General features: G+C 52.4%; 19 protein-coding genes. 4 read left to right on the top strand and 15 right to left on the bottom strand.

The annotated features are described in order from the left end of the window. Positions 1-52: 52 nt before the first annotated feature. From G7K71_RS15280 to trmL, 4 genes are all read right to left on the bottom strand, one after another. Positions 53-1,798: a sigma-54-dependent Fis family transcriptional regulator gene (locus G7K71_RS15280; protein ID WP_313885000.1), complete on the bottom strand. Its 1,746-nt coding sequence runs from the start codon at positions 1,796-1,798 to the stop codon at positions 53-55. Positions 1,799-1,875: 77 nt separating this feature from the next. Continuing rightward, positions 1,876-3,282 (bottom strand): VWA domain-containing protein, encoded by a 1,407-nt coding sequence (locus G7K71_RS15275; RefSeq protein ID WP_166348095.1) that lies wholly within the window; start codon positions 3,280-3,282, stop codon positions 1,876-1,878. A 14-nt stretch (positions 3,283-3,296) separates the two neighbouring features. Further along, the gene (locus G7K71_RS15270; RefSeq protein ID WP_166348092.1) at positions 3,297-4,238 is read right to left on the bottom strand and encodes a MoxR family ATPase; all 942 of its coding nucleotides are present in this window, start codon (positions 4,236-4,238) and stop codon (positions 3,297-3,299) included. A gap of 121 nt (positions 4,239-4,359) precedes the next feature. Continuing rightward, the gene (gene trmL / locus G7K71_RS15265) at positions 4,360-4,821 is read right to left on the bottom strand and encodes a tRNA (uridine(34)/cytosine(34)/5-carboxymethylaminomethyluridine(34)-2'-O)-methyltransferase TrmL (RefSeq protein ID WP_013822756.1); all 462 of its coding nucleotides are present in this window, start codon (positions 4,819-4,821) and stop codon (positions 4,360-4,362) included. Positions 4,822-5,250: 429 nt separating this feature from the next. On the opposite strand from trmL, the gene G7K71_RS15260 reads away from it, so the two are divergent. Then, positions 5,251-5,877: an acetate uptake transporter family protein gene (locus G7K71_RS15260; protein ID WP_166348089.1), complete on the top strand. Its 627-nt coding sequence runs from the start codon at positions 5,251-5,253 to the stop codon at positions 5,875-5,877. A gap of 43 nt (positions 5,878-5,920) precedes the next feature. On the opposite strand, the gene nth is transcribed toward G7K71_RS15260, so the two are convergent. Then, positions 5,921-6,610: an endonuclease III gene (gene nth / locus G7K71_RS15255; RefSeq protein ID WP_166348086.1), complete on the bottom strand. Its 690-nt coding sequence runs from the start codon at positions 6,608-6,610 to the stop codon at positions 5,921-5,923. After that, positions 6,610-7,035, bottom strand: a complete 426-nt coding sequence (locus G7K71_RS15250) for a CoA-binding protein (protein ID WP_166348083.1) — start codon at positions 7,033-7,035, stop codon at positions 6,610-6,612. Before G7K71_RS15250 ends, nth begins: the two co-directional genes overlap by 1 nt. Before the next feature lie 329 nt (positions 7,036-7,364). Here G7K71_RS15250 and G7K71_RS15245 point away from each other — a divergent pair, with 329 nt between their 5' ends. Then, positions 7,365-8,114, top strand: a complete 750-nt coding sequence (locus G7K71_RS15245; RefSeq protein WP_013822760.1) for a DUF4912 domain-containing protein — start codon at positions 7,365-7,367, stop codon at positions 8,112-8,114. A gap of 17 nt (positions 8,115-8,131) precedes the next feature. Then, entirely contained in the window at positions 8,132-9,739 is a 1,608-nt protein-coding gene (locus G7K71_RS15240; protein ID WP_166348080.1) for a glycoside hydrolase family 57 protein, read from the top strand. 31 nt (positions 9,740-9,770) lie between these two features. On the opposite strand, the gene G7K71_RS15235 is transcribed toward G7K71_RS15240, so the two are convergent. The 7 genes from G7K71_RS15235 to nifV all read right to left on the bottom strand — a co-directional run bounded on the left by G7K71_RS15235 (position 9,771) and on the right by nifV (position 18,413). Next, positions 9,771-12,239 carry a mannose-1-phosphate guanyltransferase gene (locus tag G7K71_RS15235; protein ID WP_166348077.1) on the bottom strand — a complete coding sequence of 823 codons (2,469 nt, stop codon included), beginning with the start codon at positions 12,237-12,239 and terminating at the stop codon, positions 9,771-9,773. 32 nt (positions 12,240-12,271) lie between these two features. Further along, positions 12,272-13,519 carry a glycosyltransferase family 4 protein gene (locus G7K71_RS15230; protein ID WP_207712928.1) on the bottom strand — a complete coding sequence of 416 codons (1,248 nt, stop codon included), beginning with the start codon at positions 13,517-13,519 and terminating at the stop codon, positions 12,272-12,274. A gap of 139 nt (positions 13,520-13,658) precedes the next feature. Continuing rightward, a complete protein-coding gene (locus G7K71_RS15225) occupies positions 13,659-14,033 on the bottom strand; it encodes a carbohydrate-binding protein (RefSeq protein ID WP_013822764.1) in 375 nt (124 codons plus the stop codon). A gap of 395 nt (positions 14,034-14,428) precedes the next feature. Continuing rightward, on the bottom strand, positions 14,429-15,433 hold the full coding sequence (locus tag G7K71_RS15220; RefSeq protein WP_166348074.1) for an isocitrate dehydrogenase (NAD(+)): 1,005 nt from the start codon (positions 15,431-15,433) through the stop codon (positions 14,429-14,431). Between the two features lie 24 nt (positions 15,434-15,457). Then, positions 15,458-15,958 (bottom strand): 3-isopropylmalate dehydratase small subunit, encoded by a 501-nt coding sequence (locus tag G7K71_RS15215; protein ID WP_166348071.1) that lies wholly within the window; start codon positions 15,956-15,958, stop codon positions 15,458-15,460. Positions 15,959-15,982: 24 nt separating this feature from the next. After that, entirely contained in the window at positions 15,983-17,239 is a 1,257-nt protein-coding gene (locus G7K71_RS15210; RefSeq protein WP_279286351.1) for a 3-isopropylmalate dehydratase large subunit, read from the bottom strand. A gap of 7 nt (positions 17,240-17,246) precedes the next feature. Next, entirely contained in the window at positions 17,247-18,413 is a 1,167-nt protein-coding gene (nifV, locus tag G7K71_RS15205; protein WP_166348065.1) for a homocitrate synthase, read from the bottom strand. Positions 18,414-18,852: 439 nt separating this feature from the next. Here nifV and G7K71_RS15200 point away from each other — a divergent pair, with 439 nt between their 5' ends. Beyond that, positions 18,853-20,103, top strand: coding sequence for an OFA family MFS transporter (locus G7K71_RS15200; protein WP_166348062.1), 1,251 nt, complete (start codon positions 18,853-18,855; stop codon positions 20,101-20,103). A 174-nt stretch (positions 20,104-20,277) separates the two neighbouring features. Here G7K71_RS15200 and G7K71_RS15195 read toward each other — a convergent pair whose 3' ends face one another. Both G7K71_RS15195 and G7K71_RS15190 read right to left on the bottom strand, forming a co-directional pair. Continuing rightward, a complete protein-coding gene (locus G7K71_RS15195; protein ID WP_166348059.1) occupies positions 20,278-23,088 on the bottom strand; it encodes a HEAT repeat domain-containing protein in 2,811 nt (936 codons plus the stop codon). A 739-nt stretch (positions 23,089-23,827) separates the two neighbouring features. Continuing rightward, on the bottom strand, positions 23,828-24,295 hold the full coding sequence (locus G7K71_RS15190) for a hypothetical protein (RefSeq protein ID WP_166348056.1): 468 nt from the start codon (positions 24,293-24,295) through the stop codon (positions 23,828-23,830). Positions 24,296-24,931: the final 636 nt, after the last annotated feature.

The following is a 24,931-nucleotide window of genomic DNA, read 5'->3' as shown; positions in this document are numbered from 1 at the left end:
ACTACTTCGATATTTCCGGCCGGTTATCCTCCTTTTCATGGGGTAAAAATTTTTATCCCCTGATGTCGTACTGTTTCATTTTCTTATACAACCAGGCTCTGGAAATACCCAGGGTTTTAGCCGCCTGCATTTTATTGCCACCGGCAGCAGCCAGGGCTTCCAGAAGGGCTTCCTTTTCCACCTCCTGCAGTAATGTGGCCAGCGTGCGATTGTGCAGGTTTCTTTTCCTGCCCTGGCTCGCTTTCTGAAGGTAGGGGGGCATATGTTTAACTTCAATGATATCTCCTTCCACCAGGTTAAAAGCTCTTTCCATTACGTTTTCCAGTTCCCGTACGTTGCCAGGCCAATCGTAGGTGTAAAGTATCTCCGAGACTTCCGGTGAAACGCCCCGCACAAGAAGACCAAATTCCCGGTTGAATTTCTTGATAAAATGGTTGACCAGCAGGGGGATGTCATCGGGTCTTTCCCGCAGGGGTGGAATATAAAGGGAAACTACATTTAATCGGTAATAAAGATCTTCCCGGAAATGTCCCTGCCGGATTAATTCCTCCAGGTCCCGGTTGGTAGCTGCCACCACCCGTACGTCCACGGCGCGGGGACGGGTGTCTCCCAGGCGCTCAATTTCTTTTTCCTGCAGGACTCGCAATATCTTGGCCTGCATGGGCAGGGGCATATCCCCAATTTCATCGAGAAAAATAGTTCCCCCATCGGCCTGTTCGAATTTGCCGATTTGCCCGCCTTTTCTCGCCCCGGTAAAGGCGCCTTCCTGGTAGCCGAAAAGCTCCGATTCTAAAAGGTTTTCCGGCACGGCAGCGCAATTAACCTTGATGAAGGGTCCCCGGTGGCGGGGGGAGGCCGTGTGCAGGGCATGGGCCACCAGTTCTTTGCCTGTGCCGCTTTCTCCCCGGATCAGCACTGTGGAGGGTCCCTGGGCCACCCGCCGGATGGTTTCCTTGAGCCGTAGCATATCCCTGCTGGCGCCAATCAGGTTATCCACGGTGTAACGCGCGGTGGGGTTATCATTGTGTGTTACTGAAGGGCAGAAGGAACTTCGCCTTTGGATGCTGATCTTTTCCGCCAGGGCCAGCAGCTGTTCCACGTCCTGGAACATTACTTTACTCACTGCTCCCACCAACTTGCCCTGGTTATAAAGGGGCACCCGCATGACCACCGTTTCCCTGCCCCGGATGCGTACTACTTCCCCATACTGCAATTTACCGCTCCAGAGGATTTGGTGCAATCGCTTATCGGGAGCAACCTCACGGATGTGCCGGCCCACAGCCGTTTCGATGGTAACGCCCAGCAGTTCCGCCATAGGCCCGTTTATCATCAGAATCCGGCCGTCATTACCGGTGGCAATGTAGCCTTCATGTGTGCTGTGAAAGATATTTTCCAGGAGGACGTTAACTTCCTTGATTTCTTTCAGTTCCTGGGCCAGATGTTGCAGTTCGGTGATTTCTTGAGCCACGCCAATGGCGCCTATAATGGTGTTATTGCGGATTATGGGTGTGCGGTTGACCACATACAGGGCATTACCAACGACAAATTTGCGTCCGATGTGGGGTTTTCCCGTCTGCAACACCTTGGGGAGACCCGTAAAAGGAACGACCTCCCTGATGGGGCGACCCAGGGCCTTTTCTGCCGGGTAATTAAAAATCCGTTCGCTGGTGGGGTTAAAAATGATCACGCGGCCCTGATAGTCTACAGCAACGACCATATTGTGTACGGAATTAAAAATAGACAGTTCGTCCCTTAAAAAGGCGGTGTTTTCCAGTTTGTTGATTGCCAAGCTTTTCACCTCCCCCACCTGTAACCAGAACCTGTTTTACTTAACTTAATTTTATTGCGTAACCCGGTGAATTTTTTACCGTCCTTTTACTTCAACATTTGCCGGCGCAGGATTGCTTCCAGGTGATGCAGGGAATAGCATTCAAACATGCGTACATAAGGCAGGAAGGCATTAACACCTGGTAAATAAGGCCATTGCTTGCGGGGAACGGGGTTGAGCCACAGGACCTCCCGCACCCGCTCCCGTAAAGAGGCCAGCTCCCGGGCAGCCTCCTGGGGAGTAATGGTCTTCGTGTCACTGACTATTATTACCATGGTATCGCCGGTAAGCAGGTGGCGCCAGTGGCGGTGAAAAGTTTTCAGGGCTACGTTAAAGTCGGTGGTTTTTCCCCACTGCCGGCTGGCATTAACAAGATCGGTCATGACGGGTACAAAACCATCATTCCGCCGGAAGTAAGGGGTAACCCGTTCCAGATCCTCGGAAAAGACGAAGCTTTCGATATCTCGTACCGCACTGCTTAAACCATAGATAAACTGGAGGACAAACCGGGCATAGCGGGCCATGGAGGCGGATACGTCACAGATGAGGAGCAGGCGGGGACGGTACCGGCGGCGGGATCGATAGCATAATTTAAGGGGTGACCCACCGAAGGCGATGTTCCGGCGAATCGTCCTGCGCATGTCCAGTTTTTGCCGGCGGTTGCTTTTCCGGTAGCGGCGGGAAAGCCGCCTGGCCAGGTGTGTGGACAGGTGCTCAAGGGCTAAGGTAAACTTTTTCAGATCGGCATCGGCAACCTGCTGCATGTCCTGATGGAGCAACTGATCATCCGGGTCCCGGTAAAAATCTGCAGCCACACCGGCAATTACGTCATCCATTTCCGTTTCCCCGGTCAGCTCTGCCTCCAGTTGCCGCCTGGCTTCTTCCCCCTGGGTTTTCAGCAAGTAGTAGCGCCAGTAGTTGAGAGCTGATTGCATTACCCGGGCGATCAGGTGTCCCGGGTTGTTCACCGGATTACCGTGCATCCGGCTGATAAGTTCCGTTAAACGCTTTTGTTCCCGGGCGGGCATGCGGGCAAAGGTTTGGATTTCCTCCGGGCTGAAATTCACTTCCGTGGACCAGGGGGAAAGGGCCTGGTTCAATTTTTCCCGGGCTTCTGCCAGGCGCCGCCGTTCCTCTTCCTCCAGCTGTTTTCTTAACGTGCGCCGCCGCGTTTTTTCCTCCGGGGGGACAAAGAAGCGATCAAAGGCCAGGCTAAAAATTTGCCTGTCGGAAGCGTTTTTTACCAGCACCGCCCCCAGGGCAGCCTTTACCTGTTCCCTGGACGTAAGGTCAACCAGCGTCAGGGCCCGGTAAGCATCCAGCGTTTCGGCCATGCTCACCCGGACCCCCATGTGGCGCAGGATATGGGTGAAGCGTACCAGGTTGTGGTGCAGGGTGTTCTCGCCCTGCCCTTCTACCCGGGCCACCGCCCGGGTGACCGGATCAACTTCCATGTGTACTCCCCCCGCTAACGGTGATGATGACCGCAATGACAGGCGGCTCCGGCAGGAGTTGACGAATCGCCTTTCATCCCCTGGATTTGCTCTACCAGTCCGTTTAATCCCACCTCCCTTTTTAATGTTTCCTGGTCATCACGGTTTTTCAGGAAAAGGCTCAAGGTTTGCCCGATGATTTCCGGCGTCAGGGCATCAGCATGCAGGGCTACCAGGGCCCGGGTCCAGTCCAGGGTTTCGGCAATGGAGGGTTTCTTTTTCAAATCCAGGTGGGACCGGATGAAGTTTACCGCCCGGGCCACCTGGCGCACCAGTTCCTCCCGGGCCTGGGGTACTTTGACCTGTAAGATGCGCACTTCCTTTTCCACCGTGGGATAGTCAATATACAAATAGATGCACCGGCGCTTTAACCCGTCGGATAATTCCCTTTCACCATTGCTGGTTAACACCACTGCCGGTATCTGCTTCGCTTTGAGCGTTCCCAGTTCGGGAATAGATACCTGAAAATCGGACAGGAGTTCAAATAAAAAGGCTTCAAATTCCGGGTCGGTTTTATCAATTTCATCAATTAACAAAACAACCCGTTTTTCGGCCCGGATGGCTTTTAAAAGCGGTCTTTCCAGCAAATATTCCACATCGAAAAGATCCTTTTCCAGGGCGGCAGGTTCGCAGGTGCCCCGGGCAATTTCAATCTTCAGCAACTGTCGCTGGTAGTTCCACTCGTAAAGGGCACGGTTTTCGTCCAGCCCTTCGTAACACTGCAGCCGAATCAACTCCGTATTTAAAGCCCCGGCCAGGGCTTTGGCCACCTCAGTTTTGCCTACACCGGGGGCCCCCTCCACCAGCAGGGGCTTGGCCAGTTTTAAAGACAGATAAAGGGTAATCACCAGGTCCTGATCACAAATATAGCCCTGGGTTTCCAGTCTTTGTTGGAGCTGTTTTATGGTTAAATCCATGGGCTTCCCCTTCCCCGGCATTGCTCTTGTAACAGGTGCAAACAGCCAAGTGTAAACAATAGTATTCGTTCTATCAGCATCAAAATCCTTCAACAATTTTTAGAAATTACATAAATTTGCGTTAACGCAACCCTGGAAAGCCCTGCTGCCGCAAGGCCTCGTACAGAACCAGAGCCACGGAGTTGGCCAGGTTTAGAGAGCGGGTAGTGCCTTCCCGCATGGGGATGCGCAGGGTATAGTCCCGGTTGGCGGACAGTAGATCCGCCGGCAATCCCTGTGTTTCCTTGCCGAAGACCAGAAAGTCATCCGGTCCATATCTGACTTCACTATATAGGTGTATGCCCCGGGTACTGAGGAAATAAAAGCGGTGCTGGCGATACAGGCGACGCACTTCCTCGAAGGAATCGTGGTAGTGTATTTCCACCAGATGCCAGTAATCCAGGCCCGCCCGTTTAAGATATTTGTCGTCGGTGGAAAAGCCCAGGGGGCGAACCAGGTGGAGAATGCTGCCGGTGGCCGCGCAGGTGCGGGCAATATTGCCGGTGTTGGCTGGTATCTCCGGTTCAACCAGAACAATATGCACTGGGATCGACTCCTTTGAGTAGAAGTTCTATGCAACAAAAATTATAAGGCTTTTCCTATTGAACGGGTAGCATTTTATAATTTTTGCCTGGCCGGGTGTTTGGAAAACTCTAGACATGTTTATGAAACTTGACATGTAGCCGGCTCCAGCCATCTCTTTTGGGAAACTTTCAATTGTTCTTAAGTGCTGTTCGCCTTCTTAAGCAAACCATTCCCGGCTGTCAAACAACCTTTCATCTGAAAAGGCAGAATAATGCCCCATTTTTTGCAATTATATCTTTTCTGGGATGGTTTAGATTTTTTAAAGGAGGTGTTTACTGAGAACCGGAAAAGGAAGTCATGGCACAAAGGGGCTTTAAACGGGGCAGGGGTGTATTAATGGACCCCTCACTAGAGTGTACCCAAAATGATTACCAGAGGAGGAAGGTAGATGTCGGCAAAAGGACACGACTGGGCCAATCCCGGTCCCGCCGGGCTGGTTGCCCTGGCCATGGCCTGTTTCACCTTTTATGCGGTTTTTACCGGTAAAGTTGAGCACAGCGCCATTCCCCTGCTGGGGATCTGGCTTTTAGGAGGATTTGTCATCCAGATTTGTGTGGGATTAATTGAACTAAAGGAAGGCAATACTACCGGGGGTAACGTGTTTACCTTTTTCTCGGCCTTCTTCATGCTGGTTACCGGTCTGGAATTGATTTTTAAGTTTTTTGCCGCCATCAATGGCTGGAAGATTGACGCTCGCATTGACGGTTGGGCCTGGCTTGCCCTGGGCATAGCCCTGCTCACCTGGACGCCGGCTTACTTTAAATCACCTCTTACCTTGCTGGCGGTCGTATTGGCCCTCGATCCGGCCATATTCATTGTTGCCTTTGCTGATATGGGAGTCATCCCCAGGACAATGCTGTCCCTGGCCGGAAATCTCTTGCTCCTTGCCGGTATTTTCGGCCTCTATACGGCCATGGCCGTGATTCTAAATACCGCCTATGGCCGAACGGTAGTCCCCTTCCCCGGACCAATTATCAAACCGGTACCGGTATCAACGACAAGCCAGCAACATTAGAACGCGGCCTTTTGGCTCCCGCCCGAACGGGCGGGAGTTTTTTTTAACCACTGGTTACCGGTTCTTGCACGTCGCGGCTTGGACAAAGATGGGCCACGGGGCAGATGTTGCACCGGGGCCGGCGGGCGGTGCAAATGGTGCGGCCGTGGGCGATTAGCTGGTGGTGGGCGGCCCGGCGGGCGTATTCCGGAATGATGGCCAGTAATTCCTCCTCAGTTTTTTCGGGAGTTTTACCCCGGGCCAGGCCCAGGCGGTGACTGACCCGGAAGACGTGAGTGTCTACCGGGAGGGTGGGTTGACCGAAGGCAACATTCAGCACTACATTGGCGGTCTTGCGGCCTACTCCGGGAAGAAGCTCCAGTTCCCCCAGGGTCCGGGGAACCTGCGAGTTGTATTTCTCCACCAGGATGCGGCTGGTGGCAATGATATTTCTGCTTTTATTCTTGTACAATCCACAACCCTTGATTTCCCGGGCCAGTTCCTCTGGATTCAGCCGGGCAAAGTCCTGGGGTTCCCGGTAGCGTTTAAATAACCGTTCAGTAATCTTATTGACCTGCCGGTCGGTGGTCTGGGCTGAAAGCATGGCCGCCACCAGCAGCTGGAAGGGGGTCTCGAAGCGCAGGGCTGTTCCGGCGTCGGGGTAAGTTTGGGATAATATGGCCAGGATTTCCCTGGCCCGGGCGGCCCGGTCCGGTTCTTGCTGTGGTTGAATTTTCCCGTGGAAGTCCAGCACTAGCAGCTGTCCCCCAGCAACCGCCGGTGCTCCACCATCAAACAACGGTCCATAACCACTGTCAGGCCCCGGGCCCGTGCCTTTTCAGCCGCTTCCTGATGCACTACTCCCAGTTGCAACCAGATTACCGGCTGGAAGTTAAGTTGTAGTACGGCTTCGATAATCTCCGGGACTTCCTCTGCACGCCGGAAGACGTTAACTACGTCCACGGGGTGGGGTATGGCACGGAGTTCCGGGTAGGCCCTTTCACCCAGGGTTTCATGGATCATGGGATTGACCGGTATAATTTCATATCCCCGCTCCTTCATGTAACGGGCCACCCGGTAACTATCCCGTTCCGGTTTGTTGGATAAACCTACCACGGCAATGCGCCGGCTTTTACTTAATATTTCCTTTAAAACGGCATCGTCGGGGTTTTGAAACAAACTGATCACCTCTTTTTAATGCTCTTATATATCTTAACCCCTGTATCCTTTCAAAACAACCCGTACCAAAAAAAACAAAAGACCTGGTTTTCCTCCTCATATGCTTCCACACTACACGGTGCTTTCCTGCAACAGTGGTAAATTAACATCTTCCGGAAGCTAAAAAAATCGGTCGATTTTTTCTAAATAAGTAAATTTATACAGGTTGGCACTTATTTTAGTTCATAAATCCCGGCACCGAGGCAATAATAAAAAAAGCTTTCAAACACTTCTTACATTAACTCACCCCTAAACTGGTGTTATCTATATTTTCTAAAGGAGGTACTCCCATGACCGCGTTAGTTCCGCTCCTTTTCGGGATCGCCCTGGTGGTCCTGTTTCTGGTTATTTTTTTATGGACTTCCCGGCGCCGGGCAGCCCGGCCGGTGCCCCCGGAAAAAGTTATCCCCCCCCTTTTTACCGAGGAAGTAGCTGAAGAACTGGCTTTACCTGCTCCACCGGTTGAATCGCCGCCGCTGGCAGTTCCAGAGTTGCCCCGCCGCTACGGGGTGGATCGTCTGGTGCTTCTGGTGCGGGATCCTTACTGGCTCTATGCATACTGGGAAATAACCGCCACCCGGCAGGAAGAGTTTAATGCCACTTACGGGCCCCGGGCGTGGAATAATACCCGTCCGGTTTTAAGGGTTTACGATGTTACAGGAGTCACTTTTAACGGGTACAATGCCAACAGTTACATGGATATTAACGTCCAGGAAGAGGTGGATAACTGGCATATCCCCGTGGGCCAGCCCAACCGTTCCTTTTGTGTCGACCTGGGCCGCATGTTTCCCGATGGCCGTTTTATAACCCTTTTGCGGTCCAATGTGGTAACTACCCCCAGGTCGAGCCTTTCAGAATGCCTGGATGAAGAATGGATGTGGATTGAGGGAGTGTATCGTTCCTATCAATTCCAGTTTGGTGTCAGTTCACCCATGCTAATCCAGGAAGTGGCCGGCCGGGCGGCCGTGGTTCCCCTGGGGATCAGTTCTCCCGGATTTGGACCGCCGGTGGCAGGACCCAAAATAGAGGTTAAAGAGTAAGGGAGGAGCTGGCTAAAATGGCCAAAGGATACCTGGCCCTGGTGTTGCACGCCCATCTACCCTTTGTGCGTCATCCGGAGCATGAACATTTTTTAGAAGAAAGGTGGCTGTACGAGGCCATCACCGAAACCTACATCCCCCTTTTGCATGTCTTTGAACGTTTGGTGGCCGACGGCATACCTTTTCGCCTCACCGTTTCCCTTTCGCCACCGCTGGTTTCCATGCTAACCGATCCCCTGTTACAGGAGCGCTATTCCCGCCATTTAGGACAATTAATGGAACTTGCGGATAAAGAAGTAGAGCGTACACGAAACAGCCCTTTCCATGAAACGGCCCTGATGTACCAGAGCATGTTCCGGGAGATTGCCCATAGCTATCATCACACTTACGGACGCAACCTGATCCAGGGGTTCAGGCGCTTTCAGGATTTAGGTCGCCTGGAAATTATCACCTGTGCGGCCACCCACGGGTACCTGCCCCTGCTTATGGTCAATCCCGAGGCGGTGCGGGCACAAATTGCCGTGGCCGTGGATCTGCACCGCCGGCATTTTGGCGTGCCCCCCCGGGGACTGTGGTTGCCTGAATGTGCCTATGGGCCGGGCATCGATCAGATTCTCAAAGAGTTCGGTATTCGCTTTTTCTTTACCGATACCCACGGGGTTTTATTTGCCTCCCACCGGCCCCGCTACGGGGTGTTTGCCCCTATTTACTGTCCTTCGGGGGTGGCCGTCTTCGGCCGGGATGTGGAGTCTTCCAAGCAGGTGTGGAGTGCCCAGGAAGGTTATCCCGGGGATTTTGATTACCGGGAGTTTTACCGGGATATTGGTTTCGACCTGGACTATGATTACATCAAGCCGTATATCCACCCCGACGGCATCCGCGTGCACACCGGAATTAAATATTACCGCATCACCGGGCGGACAAACCATAAAGAACCTTATGTGCCGGCCTGGGCCCGGGAAAAGGCCGCCATCCATGCCGGAAACTTTATGTTCAACCGGGAACTGCAGATCAAGTACCTCTGCCGGCACATGGACAGGCCGCCCATTATTGTCGCTCCCTATGATGCCGAACTTTTTGGCCACTGGTGGTTTGAAGGTCCCATGTGGCTGGAATTTCTCATTCGCAAAATTCATTTTGACCAGGATACGGTGGAACTGGTTACCCCCAGCGATTACCTGCAGCGCTTTCCCTGCAACCAGGTGGCCAGGCCCTGTCCTTCCAGCTGGGGGAACAAGGGATATAATGAGGTCTGGCTCTGCCAGGCCAACGATTGGATTTACCGCCACCTTCACCTGGCCGCCTCCAGGATGGTTGAACTGGCCAATACCCATACCGATGCGCAGGGGCTCTTGCGCCGGGCTTTAAATCAGGCGGCCCGGGAGTTACTCCTGGCCCAGAGCAGTGACTGGGCTTTCATCATGAGCACTGGAACCATGGTCGATTACGCGGTGAGGCGTACAAAAAGCCACCTAGCCAATTTCCTGCGCCTTTACGATGGGATCAAGGGGCGGCATATCGACGAGGGCTGGTTGTCCTGGCTGGAACACACCAATAATATTTTCCCCGATATCGACTACTCCTGGTACCGTTCTAAACAAAAAGAGCTAATGGCAGCCGGGTAAAAAACTCCCCGTTTCCCACGGGGAGCTTTTTTTAACCGGTAGCTTCGGCAGAATTTGCAATTTGACTTATTTTATCAATATAAAAGTCACTTAAAGACCGGGCGATTTCCATGGATGCCCCCTCGGTAAATACCCGGCAAACCGGTTCGTCGGGGTCCGGCAGAACCAGCGCCCATCCCTGGGGGTGAAAGACCTTTACCCCGTCCAGCAATTCCAGTTGTGTGGTAGGGGGGTCTTCAATTAATCGCCGGATCACCCGGCCTTTAGCCTCCCAGGGCACGGGTACCTCCTTCTGGTCCATAAAAAAGGTGGGTATTTCATCTACCAGCTCACCGAGGGTTATCCCGTTTTTGGCGGTAAACTCCAGGATACGGGTGAGGGCCCCCAGGGCATCAAAATTCAGGAGGAACTGGAACTCATCTTGTCCCAGCACTTTTTCCACAAAGTCATGGACGGCTGTCTTGGTGCGAACTACCTGTCCCCGGTACTTTTCGGCAAGGGTATCAATGGCCCGCGGGGCTGTTACCGGGACCACCACCGGTCCTCCCCGGGCCCGGAGGATGATGAGTGCGATCAGGGCGGTAAGCAGGTTGTCCTGGATTACCCGCCCCCGTTCATCTACCAGCATCAGCCGCTCGCCGTTGGCATCCAGGAGCGCCCCGGCCGAAGCACCCGTTTCCCGCACCCGCCGGCCCAAGAAGGACAATGTTTCCTGATAATTCCGCCAGGTGGCGGGAGGTGTACCCGCCGGCAGGTCCAGGTTTTCCACTGTAACGCCCAATCTTCCGGTTAGATGTTTCAGATAGGGGCCCAAATTATCCCGGTCGCAGGCTACCACCAACCGGAAACGCGCTTCCTCCAGCACTGCCGGGTCGAGGTCCCGCATCAGGGCCTCGATGTAACTTTCGCCAACGGCGGAAACAAACTCGGGGGGAAGGATGGCCTGCGGTTCAACCCGGTGGAAGTCTTCCCGCATGAGCAGGTTTTCTACTTTTCGCTCGAGGCTGCGGGAAATGTTTCCGCCCTTGCCGTTGAGAAAAACCATAGTTACATGGTCGGAGCGATGGGGAGACAGCCTTACATGTACCCCTCCGGCCAGCGCCAGTTGGCGCACGGCAAAACGCTGCATGGGGGTAATGCCGGTACCCAGGTCCACCACCTGTGCGCCGGCCGACTGCAACCCGCAGGTTAAAGCACTTTTAACCATCCGGGAAGCCGGGGAGGCATCGCTGCTTACAGCCAGGCGTACCCCCCGGTTGCCCATGGCCGAGGCAAAGGCCGCCCCCACCCGGCAGGCAAATTCCGGGGTTAGTTCCACATTGACCAGCCCGCTGATACCTTCAAGCCCGAAAATTTTCTTCGGGCACCGGGTACCCCAGACCAGGCTGTTTTGAACAACGGTACCGCTTTCCACCAGTTTATGGGGCCATAACTTCACGTCGGGCTTGACTACGCTCCGCTCCTGAATTACCGAGTCACTGCCAATGACAGCTCCTTCATAAACAGCCGCGTGGGCCTGCACCTGCACGCGGCCGGCTACGATGGCCCCCCTTAAGGCCGCTCCAGGCCCTACATATACGTTGTTCCACAGAACGCTGCGCTTGAGGGAGGCCCGTTCCTGGATCAAACAGCCTTCCCCAAGGACACTGAAAGGTTCTATCTCTGCGCCGGGACCGATGTAACACCCGTCCCCAATCAGGACGGGACCGGTAATACGGGCGCCGCTGCTGATCTCCGCCCCGTCACCCACCCAGACTCCCGGTTGCACTTCCCGGCCCGGGATGGCAGTTTTCACCCGGCCGGAGAGGACATCCTGATGGGCCTGCAAATATTGCTGCAAATTGCCTATATCACACCAGTAGCCCGGCAACACCACACCGAACAATGGCTTTTTCTCCCGCAACAGCAGGGGAAAAAGGTCCTTGCTGAAGTCGACCATGCGGCCGGGTTCAATGTATTCCAGGACTTCCGGTTCCAGCACATAAATTCCCGTGTTAACCGTGTCACTGAAAACCTCACCCCAGGCAGGTTTTTCCAAAAACCGGGTGATGCGTCCGTCTGGTTTGGTGATGACTACGCCGTACTCCAGGGGACAGCTCACCCGGGTGAGCACCAGGGTGGCCATGGCTCCCCGCTGGCGGTGAAAGGCAACAGCCCGGGTAAGATCCAGATCGGTGAGGGCGTCCCCGCTAATCACCAGGAAGGTTTCATCCAGAAACTCCCGGGCATTCTTTACACTGCCCGCGGTGCCCAGGGGATTTTCCTCGATGAAGTACTGCATGTTAATCCCGTACCGGACGCCATTGCCGAAATGATCCCGGATAGCTTCCGGCATGTATTGCAGGGTTACCGCCACGTCGGTAAAACCGTGGGCTTTCAGCAGTTCCACAATGTGAGACATCATGGGCCGGTTGGCTACCGGCACCATCGGCTTGGGGCGGTTGCAGGTGAGAGGGCGCAGGCGGGAACCCTCTCCCCCGGCCATAATGATTGCTTTCATTAAATCCCTCCTGTTCTGCACTAAAGCCCGGGTTAGGCCCGGGCAAAGATTTTGGACATGCGGGTGAGTAAACGGTTGCTGCGCATGTACGGGGTGTACCATGGAACGTGGCGGTATTCATTCCACACCTGCTGATAAACCCGCCTGGTAGCAAGGGCAATATCCCGCCAGTTGAATTTTTCCAGTACCTTGCGATAGGCCTGCTGGCGCAGGTTTTGGGCCAACTGGCGGTCCTGTAACAGCCAGACGATCATATCGGCCAGGGAACGGCTGTTGCCGGGGTAAAACTTTAAACCGTCCACTCCATGTTCCACAATTTCACTTAAACCGCCGGTATCCGCCACTACCACCGGAGTCCGGGCGGCCATACCTTCCAGGGCGACAATGCCGAAGGGCTCATACAGGCTCGGAAAAACAGCTACATCAGCCCAGCTGTACAGGGTGTTCCGCACCTCGTCATCTACATATCCGGTAAAATAAACCCGCTGGGCTATACCCAGGCTGGCGGCCTGGCGGTGCAGTTCCTCCGCATAGGGACCTTTACCCGCAATAATAAATTTAGTCTGCGGGTGCCGGGCCAGAATTTGCGGGGCGGCGTCTAAAAGGACCTGTACGCCCTTTTCCCGCACCAACCGCCCCACATAAAAAACAATGCGTTCGTCGGGGGCGGCAAACTGGTCCCTGGTTACCCGTATGGTGCGGGTGGCAAAATTGGCCGGATTAACCCCGTTGACGATGACCCGGATCTTATCATCCGGCACTTGAAAGACGTGACGCACCTCATTTTTCATATACTGGCTGCAGCAGATTACTTTCCAGGCCTCGTACGTCAGCCACCATTCAATATCACTAATATGTCGCTGGATATCATTATGTAAGCCACAGTTACGGCCGTATTCGGTGGCATGGATGGTGGCTACCAGGGGTAGGCGCCAGGCGTGTTTTAAGGCCCGGGCCGCATATGCCACCAGCCAGTCATGGGCATGAATGATATGCACCCCTCCCAGTTCGGCGAAGAGCGGGATGGTCCGTTCCAGCATGGCTATGTTCAGTTGGGCAACCCAGGTGACAAAATGGGGGGCGGATATCTGGTAGGTTTGAAAGCGATGGACGTGTACGCCGTTTACTTGCTCGTAATCGGGAATACCGGGGGCACCACAGGTGAGCACATGGACCTCCTCTCCAATCCCCACCAGGGCACAGGACAGGTCGTAGACGTGCTGGGCCAGTCCCCCTACGGATTTAGGCGGGTATTCCCATGAAAGCATCAGAATGCGCAAAAAGTTTTTCCCTCCCTGATCCGTTATTTGCCTTTTAACCTAAAGTGAAATCCCTACCGGGCCCTGGCGGTAGGGATTTAAGAGGCAAATGGCAAGCTGTGCTTAAAGCCAGTGGTGACCATAAAGCTTCCCTGGAAATTTAAATACGGCGCTGGCCGTTATGGATTTCGAAACTCCAGTTGAGCCCGTTATTGTTATCCCAGTTATAGGCGTTGTCCCGGAAACAGAAGTTGAAGCGGCTTTCATCGGGTATTTCCAGCGTTTTGACAAAACCCCACCCCGTGCGGGACATCCGTAAATCCTGGACGTTGCGCCAGTTCCGGGGGTCCCCGAATCCCACGTGCAGGTAAACTTGTTCGGCACCGCTTTGGGCCAGCAGTCCGTTGTAAAATACGGTGATCTCATCGTAGGCTGTGATCGGTGTGGGATCTACCACAACTCCACCGGGGAAGTCTGCGTCGTGCATGGCTTTGAGCCGCCCCTCACCTTCCCCGAAATTGCTTGGATGCGCCAAACAATATCACCTCCTGGCTGCAACGGTAAACGAAATCAGGCCACAGGCTTATTATTATGCCGGCGGGTTTTTTTTATGCACATAACTTTCAGGCTCTTCTGCAGCTGAGTTATCCCCACTTTCCAACTACCCTGTTTTGGCTCCCGCTCGCTCCGGTGACCCAGCACTCACCGGATTCATATACCTGCCCGGAGATTGAACGCCTGTATTAGGCAGCAATTATCCTATCAATGAACTCCGGTTACAGTGAGTGCTGGGGGGCCAAACTAGTGCTCGGCTCAAAGCTCCGGCAGGCTTCCCGAAAGGAAATAAAAAAGCCCGCCGGGGGCCAGTGTTTCCGGCTCCGGCGGGTTTTTTCTGCTTCCTTAATGTCTTGAAGTGCAGGGTCCTGCATTTCAAGCCTGCATTTTGCTTATAATTGCATCGGCCATGTCGCTGGTGCCGGCGCTGCCTCCCAGGTCGTAGGTCAGGGCCTTGCCTTCCCGCAGTACGGCCAGCACGGCCTCGTATATACGGTTGGCCGCCTCATCTTCGCCCAGGTGCTGCAGCATCATTATGCCGGACAAAATCATGGCCAGGGGGTTGATGCGGTTCTTTCCGGCATGTTTGGGGGCGCTGCCGTGGACCGGCTCAAAGACCGCCACCTCGTGGCCGATGTTTGCTCCCGGGGCGACACCCAGGCCGCCCACCAGGCCGGCACAGAGGTCGCTGACGATATCCCCGTACAGGTTGGGCAGCACCAGGACGTCGTAGTTTTCCGGGGCCTGTACCAGTTTCATGCACATAGCGTCTACGATCATGTCTTCAAAAACAATGTCCGGGTATTCCCGGGCCACCTTCCGGGCGCATTCCAGAAACAGGCCATCGGTGAGTTTCATGATATTGGCCTTATGTACGGCGGTGACTTTTTTGCGCCCCTGTTTCCGGGCCAGCTCGAAGGCAAAGCGTGCAATGCGCTCCGAGGCCTGGCGGGTGATGATTTTAATGCTTTCGGCCGCATCCGTGCCCACCCGGTGTTCAATGCCCGCATACAGGTCTTCCGTGTTCTCCCTTACCACCACCAGGTCCACGTTCTGGTAACGGGTAACTATCCCCGGCAGGGTGCGGGCCGGGCGTACGTTGGCGTAAAGGTTTAATTCCTGGCGCAGGGTAACGTTTACGCTGCGGAAGCCCCCACCCACCGGGGTGGTGATGGGCCCTTTCAAAGCCACCCGGTTTCGGCGGATGGAGTCCAGTACATACCCGGGTAAAGGAGTGCCGTACTGTGGGATCAGAGCTTCCCCGGCCTCCACCACTTCCCATTCAATATTTGCACCGCTGGCGTCGATAACCCGGCGGGCGGCCTGGGCGATCTCCGGGCCCACGCCGTCACCGGGGATCAGGGTTACTTTATGTGCCACCGCTTAATTCCTCCTAGTGCTTGCCTAATCGAAATTAAAACCGCCGTATTTCCGGAAATGGGCCACCAGGCCGCCGTCGTTGAGAATTTTAATCATCACCGGGGGGAGGGGTTTGGCCGCAATGGTTAACCCTTTTGTCTTGTTGGTAATCACGCCGGTGCTTAGGTCCACCACCAGCTCATCCCCCGGCTCGATCCGGTCGGTGTCGCATTCCACGACGGGCAGCCCCGTATTGATGGCGTTGCGGAAGAAAATGCGGGCAAACGATTTGGCCAGCACGGCGGAAATCCCGGCGTATTTGATGGCCAGGGGTGCTTGCTCCCGGGACGAGCCGCAGCCGAAATTACGGCCGGCCACGATAAAATCGCCCGCGTTGATCTTCTGGTAAAAATCGGGATCCAGGTCCTCCATGACATGTTTGGCCAGCTCCCGCATGTCCAGGGTTTTAAATTTATATTTACCCGAAATAATGTAGTCGGTATTTACGTCATCGCCAAATTTATGGGCTTTTCCCTGTAAAAGCATCCCGTCACCTACTTTATGTTCAGTTTAACGCAAAAACTCCCGCGGGTCGGTGATCCGTCCGGTGAGGGCCGAGGCCGCCACCGTGGCCGGGGAAGCCAGGTAAATAAAGGCTTTGCTGTTGCCCATGCGGCCTTTAAAGTTGCGGTTGGCGGTGGAAATTACATTTTCTCCGTCGGAAGGTACGCCGTTATGGGTGCCCACGCAGGGCCCGCAGCCAGGGGTGACTACAGCGGCACCGCTTTCCACCAGGGTCTGGATAACCCCTTCCTGCATGGCCTGCAGGTAAATGCGCTTGGAAGCAGGCGCGACAATCAGACGCACGTCCCGGTGGATGCGCCTTCCGGCCAGAATTTGGGCGGCAATGCGCAGGTCCTCCAGCCGCCCGTTGGTGCAGGTGCCGATCACCGCCTGCTGGATGGGGGTTCCGGCCACCTCCGCCACCGGGCAGACGTTATCCACCCGGTGGGGCCGGGCCACCTGGGGTTCCAGATTGGATACGTCATATTCCTTGATCCGGGCGTAATGGGCATCGGGATCCGGGCTTACGGGGAGGAACTGCCGGCGGGTAAACCGGGCCAGCCAGGCAAAGGTCTTTTCGTCAGCTTCCATTATCCCCGCTTTGGCACCCATTTCAATGGCCATGTTGGCCATGGTAAAACGCCCGTCCATGGACAGGTTGGCAATGGCTTCACCGGTGTATTCCGCCGCCATGTAAGTGGCGCCGTCGGCCGTTACATCACCGATGAGATACAGAATAAGATCTTTGGCGTAAACACCCCGGGGCAGGGTGCCGTGACAGACAAACTTGAAGGTTTCGGGCACTTTAAACCACATCTGCCCCGAAATCATGGCACCGGCCAGATCGGTGGAACCCACGCCCGTAGAAAAGGCATTGAGCGCCCCGTAGGTGCAGGTATGGGAATCGGCGCCAATAACCAGAGTTCCGGGACCTACCCGCCCGCTCTCCGGCACTACCTGGTGGCAGACACCTTCCCCGATGTCGTAAAGATGAATGCCCTTTTCCCGGGCGAACCGGCGCATCAGCTGGTGCAAAGCCGATACCCCTTCATTGGGGCTGGGGGCACTGTGATCGATAACAAGGGCAACCCGGTCGGGATCAAAAACCCGTGTGCCCTCCATTTCCTGAAAGGCCCGGATGGCCAGGGGAGAGGTACCGTCCTGACCCATGACGAAGTCAACCCGGGCTACCACAATATCATTGGCATAGGCCTCCTGACCGCTGTGGCTGGAAAGAATTTTTTCAATGATGGTCTGACCCAAGACAAAATCACTTCTTTCCAAAGTAATCTTCATAAATGTACATGAGCTCTTTGTCGAAGAGCGGCCGCTTTAAGGCCACACAATAAGAACGAACCTTGGCCAGCAATTCCTGGGCGCGGAATTCGCTCAAATGGATCCCGTACTCGGCAAACTTGGCCTTCAGGGCGGCGGTACCGGAGTGCTTGCCGATCACGATCTGGCGCTCCAGGCCCACCTCTTCCGGATGGAAAGCCTCGTATGTCTTCGGGTTCTTCAGGGCGCCGTCGGCGTGGATGCCCGATTCATGGGCAAACATATTGGAGCCCACAATGGCCTTCCAGGCCGGCAGCTCCCGGCCGGAAGCCCGGGACACGTATTCAGCAATTTCCCGGAACATCTCAGTTTTGAATCCCAGATCAATGCCCATCAAATGTTTTAAGGCCATGACCACTTCCTCCAGGGCGGCGTTTCCTGCCCGCTCACCCAGGCCGATCACGGTCACCCCCACGTGAGTAGCACCGGCCCTGACACCGGCGAGGGCGTTGGCTGTGGCCATGCCGAAGTCGTTATGGGTATGCATCTCAATATCTATGTCCACATGTTTAAGGATGGTTTGAATGCGCTCGTAGGTAGTGAAGGGATCCAGAATGCCCACGGTGTCGCAGTAGCGCAACCGGTCGGCACCGGCCTCCTTGGCCGCCCTGGCAAACTGGATCAGGAAATCCATGTCGGTGCGGGAGGCGTCTTCGGCGTTAACCGAGATATACATGCCTTCCTTCTTGGCGAACTCTACGGCCTTGACCATCTGCTCCAGCACCCATTCCCGGCTGGTCTGCAGCTTGTATTTAATGTGGATATCCGAGGTAGAAATAGAAATGGCCACGGCATCTACCCCGCAGGCCAGGGAGGCTTCGATATCTTTGATTACCGGGCGGTTCCACCCCATAATGCTGGCTTTAAGGCCCGCCCTGCAAATTTCCTTAATGGCTTCCATCTCATCGCCGCCCATTACGGGGATGCCTGCTTCGATTTGGTGCACGCCAATTTCATCTAAAAACTTGGCTATGCGTACCTTCTCCCGGTTGGCAAAGACCACTCCTGCCGTCTGCTCGCCATCCCGCAGGGTGGTATCCACAATAATAATTTTCCTCTGCTCATTTTTTTCGGTCGTATTTTCACTCAGCTTTTCACTCATTTTTTTCACCCCTTGTCACATCCTTTTTCCGAACAGCTTCGTAGCAAAATGCGACATAAAATTATACAGCTTTAATAATATCATGAAATCGGTTAACTGAAAAGCATTATTTGGGCTGGTCCTCGCTCACCCGGGTGCTTCCTCCCGGTGGCCATTCTATAACACCCAGCGGTCAAAATCCGGCCGTGGGTAGAAAATCGCGGGCAATTGGGGGACCTTTTGCTTTCTTTGAGCAAAAGCGAAACCATTTAGTTGGTGGTTTTGTCTATTGCCGGAAAATTTATATTCTCGTCTGGTCAAACAAAATACAATAAAAGAAAAAGGCGGAGGGATGCCCCGGGGAGGGATGCTATGACCAGCAGAAAGCCCCATCGTATTTAAAAGGGAGTGCAGCAGCAAGTGAGGTATTTAACCAAATATATGACCGGAGGTGTATCCCATGAATCAGCCCAACCAGCCCAGTTTGGCCCGGGCCTGGTCGGTTCCCCTTGCCGGCATGGGTATAAATCTGGCCCTGGGTGTGTTATACACCTGGAGTGTTTTTGCCGCGGCCCTCATTGATCAGTTGCATTGGACCAAAACCCAGTCCCAGTTTCCCTATACCCTGGCCTGTGTGATGTTTGCCCTGTTCATGGTTCCGGCGGGGCGTATGGTGGATAAGTTTGGCCCCCGGCTGGTGGCCACCATTGGCGGTATCCTGGCCGGTGCGGGTATGATCATCTCGGGAGTTACCCAATCCCTGGCAGGTATAACCATTGGTTTTGGGCTTATCGTTGGTGCGGCCCTGGGGTTTGGATATGGTGCTCCCACACCGGCGGCGGTGAAATGGTTCCAGCCCCATAAGAAGGGACTGATTGCCGGTCTGGTGGTGGCCGGATTCGGCCTGGCTTCGGTTTATACCGCTCCTATGACCAAGTATTTCCTGGCTAATTACGGTATTTCCAAAACCTTTATTTATGAAGGAATCATATTCTTAGCCGTTATCGTCATCCTGGCCCAGGTGCTTGCCTTCCCGCCTCCGGGTTATGTGCCTTACGGCGGTCCGCCTCCCGCCACCAGGGCGGCCACCGCGGCCAGCTCCAAGCAGGACTTCAGCCCCCGCGAGATGCTGACCACACCCCAGTTTTACCTGCTCTGGTTGATGTTCTGCTTCGCCGCTTCGGCAGGGCTATTGGTCATCGGCCACCTGGCCAAGATTGCCCAGATTCAGGGGGGAATCAACTGGGGCTTCGTGTTTGTGGCGGTGCTGGCCGTAGCCAATGCCGGCGGGCGCGTACTGGCCGGATGGTTGAGCGACCGGCTGGGCCGGACCAACACCATGCTTTTGGTGTTTGCTATTCAAGCGGCCAACATGCTGCTGTTTGCCTCCTACAAGAGTGCGGCAACCCTGTTTATTGGTTCGGTTCTCACCGGGATAGCTTACGGGGCCAACCTTTCCCTCTTCCCGTCGGCTACTTACGACTACTTCGGGTTGAAGAATGCCGGTATCAACTACGGGTTGGTCTTTACCGCCTGGGGTGCCGGCGCCCTTATCGGGCCAATCATTGCGGGGCGGGCGGCAGACCTTACCGGCGGCTACAATGCCAGCTACCTGATCTCCGCCGCCCTGCTGGTGGTGGCCGCCATCCTCAGCTTCGTCACCAAGCCACCCACGAAACCGTTATCGGACGGGCAGGCAGTAAAAGTCTAGATTGGGGCGGGTTTTCACCCGCCCCTTACCATTTCAGAAAGGAATTTTCCAGCACCGTCGTTGATGATAGTTCGGGCCCCTACTAACGCATGAATTCCAGCTTCACCTTTACTTTTTCTTCCGGCTTAAAGCCCATTTTGCTTAAAAGGGCGGCGGCCACCTTTAGAACTGTGATTATACTTTTTTAGTCAAAAGCTTTTGTATGGCCATTCGGGCCTCTTCTTTCAAAAAATCCACGTTACTATTCCGAGCTATGTCTTGCAAAGCTCTTATGGCACGGGGATCACTCAAATGCCCCAGAGCTTGGACTACAGATACAATAACTTCGGGATCCTTCTCCGTAGATAACAGGGAGAGAAGTGACGATACTGCCTTTTGATCACCCATCAAGCCTAGAGCAGCCGCCGCTCGGGATCTTACCAGGCGGTTCCCGTGACCTAGAGAACGGATGAGAGGAAGAACCGCTGGTACACCAATTTTCTCCAAAGCGTACTGTATAGAAGCAGCTAAATTGCTATCTTCATTTGCAAATGCTTCGATCAAGGGGAAAATTGTCCGGACATCACCAATTTTCCCCAGCGCATTAGCAGCGGAAATTTGGGCAAACACCCCACCTTCCTGGAGGATTTTAATCAAAAACGGTACTGCTCTGGAATCGCCAATCTCGCCCAGGGCTTCAATGAACATACTACGCACTGAATCATCATCTTCTTTTTCGATTATCTCCATAATAGGTGCAATTGCCCTCGAATCCCTGAGCTTGCCCAGAACTTGAGCAATTACCCATTTTACCTCAACCGCTCTTTCAAGTGAAATTATATCTATTAATGCTTCTGCTATGCGTGTGTCGCAAAAACTACCCAAAGCCTTTACTGCTTCTCGCCTGACCAGGGCAATATCATCATGTAAAGCTTGCAAAAGCGGATCTACTGCCTTTATATTGTTGAGTTTACCCAAAGCGAAAGCTGCTGCCGCTCTTATTTTTTCATCCCCGTTACTTTGCAAAGTATGGCTCAACAAATTCACTGCTCGCTCTTCCTCATTTTTAAATTTTTTAATTATTTCTGTACATATTTCCCGTTCCTGAACACGTTCAGGCAACCATGACAGTGTCTGCCGGTCATATTTTCCCAAGCCTTTATCAATTAGGAATGCAGCTTCTTCCATCGTGCCTTCTTCAAAACAATTTAGTGCTACCAGTGAATGGAGCAACGGGATATATGGTAGATCATTTTCCATTTTTAGTTTTTGAGCGGCTAAACGCTTGGCTTCCCGTTTTTTTTCTTTAAGTTCCCGCCTAATCCTATTTACCTCGTCTCTTTCGTCATCAGTCAAGAAAAAGAAGCCATCCTCTTCCCATTCTAATGGCCATCTCACGTAGGAAACCGGCTCGGCCTTCCAGTTTTTAATTGCAGGGCGAGCTTTCTGCAGGGCCTTCACCACCCTCCGCGTGATTAAAAAATCGTTGCGATCCTTCAGACAGAAAAAATCACTACCATCCCAGGTATTCTCATCAAAGTAAAGACCCTGCTTGACTATCTCCGGCTCCCCTTCGGGCACTACGGAAGGCAAAACGGCAATGGGTGCCCGGGAAATATCTACCGAACCGGCACGCCCGGTGACGCATAGACCATGATAACCTTCAGTTAACTTGCCGAATTTATCATAAAGTTCTACCGGGAAAGTCCTCCACCCTGTAAATTTATGCTCTAATAAAAGAGATCGTACACGTTCTGAAATAAGGCAGAAAAAGGGTTCAACCCAAACAAAATCTTCAGGGACCAGTCTTCCGCCAACATAACGGCAGCGAATTGGTACTGGCGGTCGTGTTTCCCCGCGGATAAGATCATTTACTTCCTTGAGCTCAAAGAAATCAAATATATCGTTTACAATCGTTGCTTTAAAAAATCTTCCCGAACCAGGATAGGTAAGAAAAAACACATCCTCTAGCTCTAGCTTATTACCGGTCAAAGAAGAAGCTCTTTCCGGTATTAGTTTACTTAGAGCCTCCCCAGCAACCTTCTTAACTTCCTCTCGCAGATCATTTTGAAATAATTCATTCAATGGCTTAATGGCACGCTTATCTCCTATTTTCCCTAAAATTTCGGCAACGCGCATGCGTATATCACTATCCGTTTCTTCAAGCAACTTAACCAATGCTCCTACCGCCGCATGCCCCAGTTCTGATAAGGCTCTGGCCGACCGCCACCGGACAACCGGATCTTTATCCTTCAATGCCTGGATTAAGGGTTCAATAGCTTCTTTTGCCCCTGTTTTGCCAAGGGCTGCGGCTACCAGCCCCCGGTCATTCAACTCTTTATTCTTTATTGAAGTTGCAAGAGGCCCAACCGCCGCATTGCCGATTTTGCCTAGGGCCTCAGCCGCTAAACACCTATTGTTCCAGCTTCCATCTTTCAGCATGGTAAGAAGAAACGGAATTGCACTAGGGTCGCCAATCTCCCCTAAAGCCGTAACTTCATTAAACTTAATGAGAAAAGGAACGGCTCTTTTATCACGAATTTTTCCCAGGGCGGCTGCAGCATACGGACGGAAAAAGTCATCTTCCAACGCTTTAATCAGGGGCATTACTGCCTCTGGATCGCCGATTTCGCCTAGCATAGATATTATTCTCGTCTTGATACCCACATTCTCGCAGTTTAGCATCTTGATCAGCGGCTCTACTGCCGGCTTACCGATTCCAACTAATGCTTCTTCTGCTTTTCTGCTAATCCGCCAGCTTTCACTTGTGAGGGTATTGATTAATGGTTCTACAGCCGGCCGGCCAATTTTAATCAGGGCTTCCACAGCACTTTGGCGAACGGCCCATTCCTCATCTCCCAAAGCGGAAATCAATGGGAAAACGACTCGTGGGTCAGCCCATTGTCCCAAAGCACGAACCGCGTCCCGCCGAACTCTCCAATTGTCATGATGTAAATCTTTTATGATTTCTGCTAAATTCATCATGATTAGCAACACTTTGATCATAAATAGTCAACTTAAACCTATTTGCATTTTCTTATCTTTTTCCATAAATCTTGAAAGAATTCCACGAATTTTATACCATATTTATCTATTATATTCATGATTATTTTTATAATTATTACATTCACCAATATTATAACTATAATTTTTAAAATAATGTTCATAATTATCCTTCATTCCATTATTAAATAGGTATTGTAGGTACTGTCGCAAAATCAGAAACGAAACGGGTGGCGGTCGTTCCGTAAGGAGCGACATTTCGGAGGACCGGATATGAAACACGGCGCTGCCGAGGTTAGCGAACCGGCAGCGCGAATCGCGCTGGTAACAGTAATGATAGAATGATTAAGCTACTTATGTGCTGTAACTAGCCATGAGGAAAAAAGACTTTCGACGCATATGCAGCGCTGCCAGGTTCGCTCCGAGGCAAGCCGATGTTTCGTCCGGCCCGTAGCACGTAGCGACGGGGGACGACCGCCGTCCCGAGAGTTATGCGACAACATCCCTACGTGTTCAGTTTACCAAATAGTTCATTTAAAACCATTTAACACCTGGGAATTAGCTTATAACCAGGTAAAGTATAACTTTTCCATGGAGCCAGCAACTGCATGAGGTTAAGTCACCGGAAGGACAATGGTCATATAACCACAAATAGGGACTTTAATTACCAGGGATAAAGTACCACCTTTAGATGTCAATGGTATATTGCGGGTTTAACCGAACACGTATGCGACAACATCTATTATTCATCCTGCTGATTGTCCGCAGTACATTGGGATAATAAATAGTCACATAATGCCACATGGAAACCTTGATCTCTTAAATTTTTGATCAACATAAGTGGCACTTCATCGCTTATGGCACCCAGAATTTTGGCAAGAGCCTCTTTTACATCTTTATATTTGAGAGGTTCGTTGGAAAACAAAAAATCTGTAGGATAATCTTTAATCTTTCTAAAGCGCTCTTGTATTTTTTTACCATTAAATTTATCTGATAGTAATATGAAAAGTAAACCAATTTTATCTTGCTTTTCCGGGGATATTTGATAAGACACAATAAAATCATAATATGGGTATTTGGGATTTGTGACTTTGCATACAGATAGGCGTAAAATATAATCTGACAGCTCGTTTATTTTATTTTGCATTTCGTCAATCTTTTTCTGCTGCTGAAAAATAATTTTTTGTAACTCCTCTAGTTCATACCCCAAGTGATTTCCCTCCTATTATTCGACGATTTATTTAGAACAACATTTTCCCTTTAATCTTAATATCCATCACGTCAAGCTAAGTTAAATTAGCAGAATAAGAGGAATATATATCCTTTTATTCTGCTAATTTAATCCTTTAAAGCAACAAAAAGTCTACCGCAGCTGCAATAGCATCAGCTATAGGCAGTGCATATATCCAGGTACATTAACGTTTAACAAACTTGAATATAGCATACTTCTTATGGTTGCCGTTACATAGTCTTGATCATGATTAATTTTTTCCAATAACGTTATCTAAAGCTTGAATAACCTTAGAAGTGTTGCTCCTTAAATATATTGCCTCCGCAGAATTGTAACTAATTTTTTTAGCATATAATTCATAAAATCGACAGCGTAATTGCCTGCCTTAAGAGCGGCTTTAATGGTTTGAAGCGCCAACTTAACCAGGAATCCAAACTTTCCAGCGGGTTGTACTTCTCCATCCTTAGTAGCAGTAGTACTGAGACTACTTGCATCCTTCTCGAGTTGTAAAACATCATTTTTAAATTCATAATATATCAAATGAATAACAGGCGAACACTATTTTTCCTCAGCTTTTTGAACAGAATCTGAATCTAATATACTGTTACCGAAAAC

It is taken from the genome of Desulfofundulus sp. TPOSR (assembly GCF_011393055.1).
GTDB lineage: Bacteria > Bacillota > Desulfotomaculia > Desulfotomaculales > Desulfovirgulaceae > Desulfofundulus > Desulfofundulus kuznetsovii.
The sequence above is the reverse complement of the archived record's forward strand: the minus strand, read 5'-3'. Positions and strand labels throughout refer to the sequence as shown.

Bases quoted from the DNA above. Each gene is read 5' to 3' on its own strand.
- G7K71_RS15275 (WP_166348095.1), bottom strand. From the start codon at position 3,282: ATGGAAGTTGATCCGGTCACCCGGGCGGTGGCCCGGGTAGAAGGGCAG.
- G7K71_RS15270 (WP_166348092.1), bottom strand. From the start codon at position 4,238: ATGGATTTAACCATAAAACAGCTCCAACAAAGACTGGAAACCCAGGGC.
- G7K71_RS15260 (WP_166348089.1), top strand. From the start codon at position 5,251: ATGTCGGCAAAAGGACACGACTGGGCCAATCCCGGTCCCGCCGGGCTG.
- G7K71_RS15245 (WP_013822760.1), top strand. From the start codon at position 7,365: ATGACCGCGTTAGTTCCGCTCCTTTTCGGGATCGCCCTGGTGGTCCTG.
- G7K71_RS15240 (WP_166348080.1), top strand. From the start codon at position 8,132: ATGGCCAAAGGATACCTGGCCCTGGTGTTGCACGCCCATCTACCCTTT.
- G7K71_RS15235 (WP_166348077.1), bottom strand. From the start codon at position 12,239: ATGAAAGCAATCATTATGGCCGGGGGAGAGGGTTCCCGCCTGCGCCCT.
- G7K71_RS15215 (WP_166348071.1), bottom strand. From the start codon at position 15,958: ATGCTTTTACAGGGAAAAGCCCATAAATTTGGCGATGACGTAAATACC.
- nifV (WP_166348065.1), bottom strand. From the start codon at position 18,413: ATGAGTGAAAAGCTGAGTGAAAATACGACCGAAAAAAATGAGCAGAGG.
- G7K71_RS15200 (WP_166348062.1), top strand. From the start codon at position 18,853: ATGAATCAGCCCAACCAGCCCAGTTTGGCCCGGGCCTGGTCGGTTCCC.
- G7K71_RS15195 (WP_166348059.1), bottom strand. From the start codon at position 23,088: ATGATCAAAGTGTTGCTAATCATGATGAATTTAGCAGAAATCATAAAA.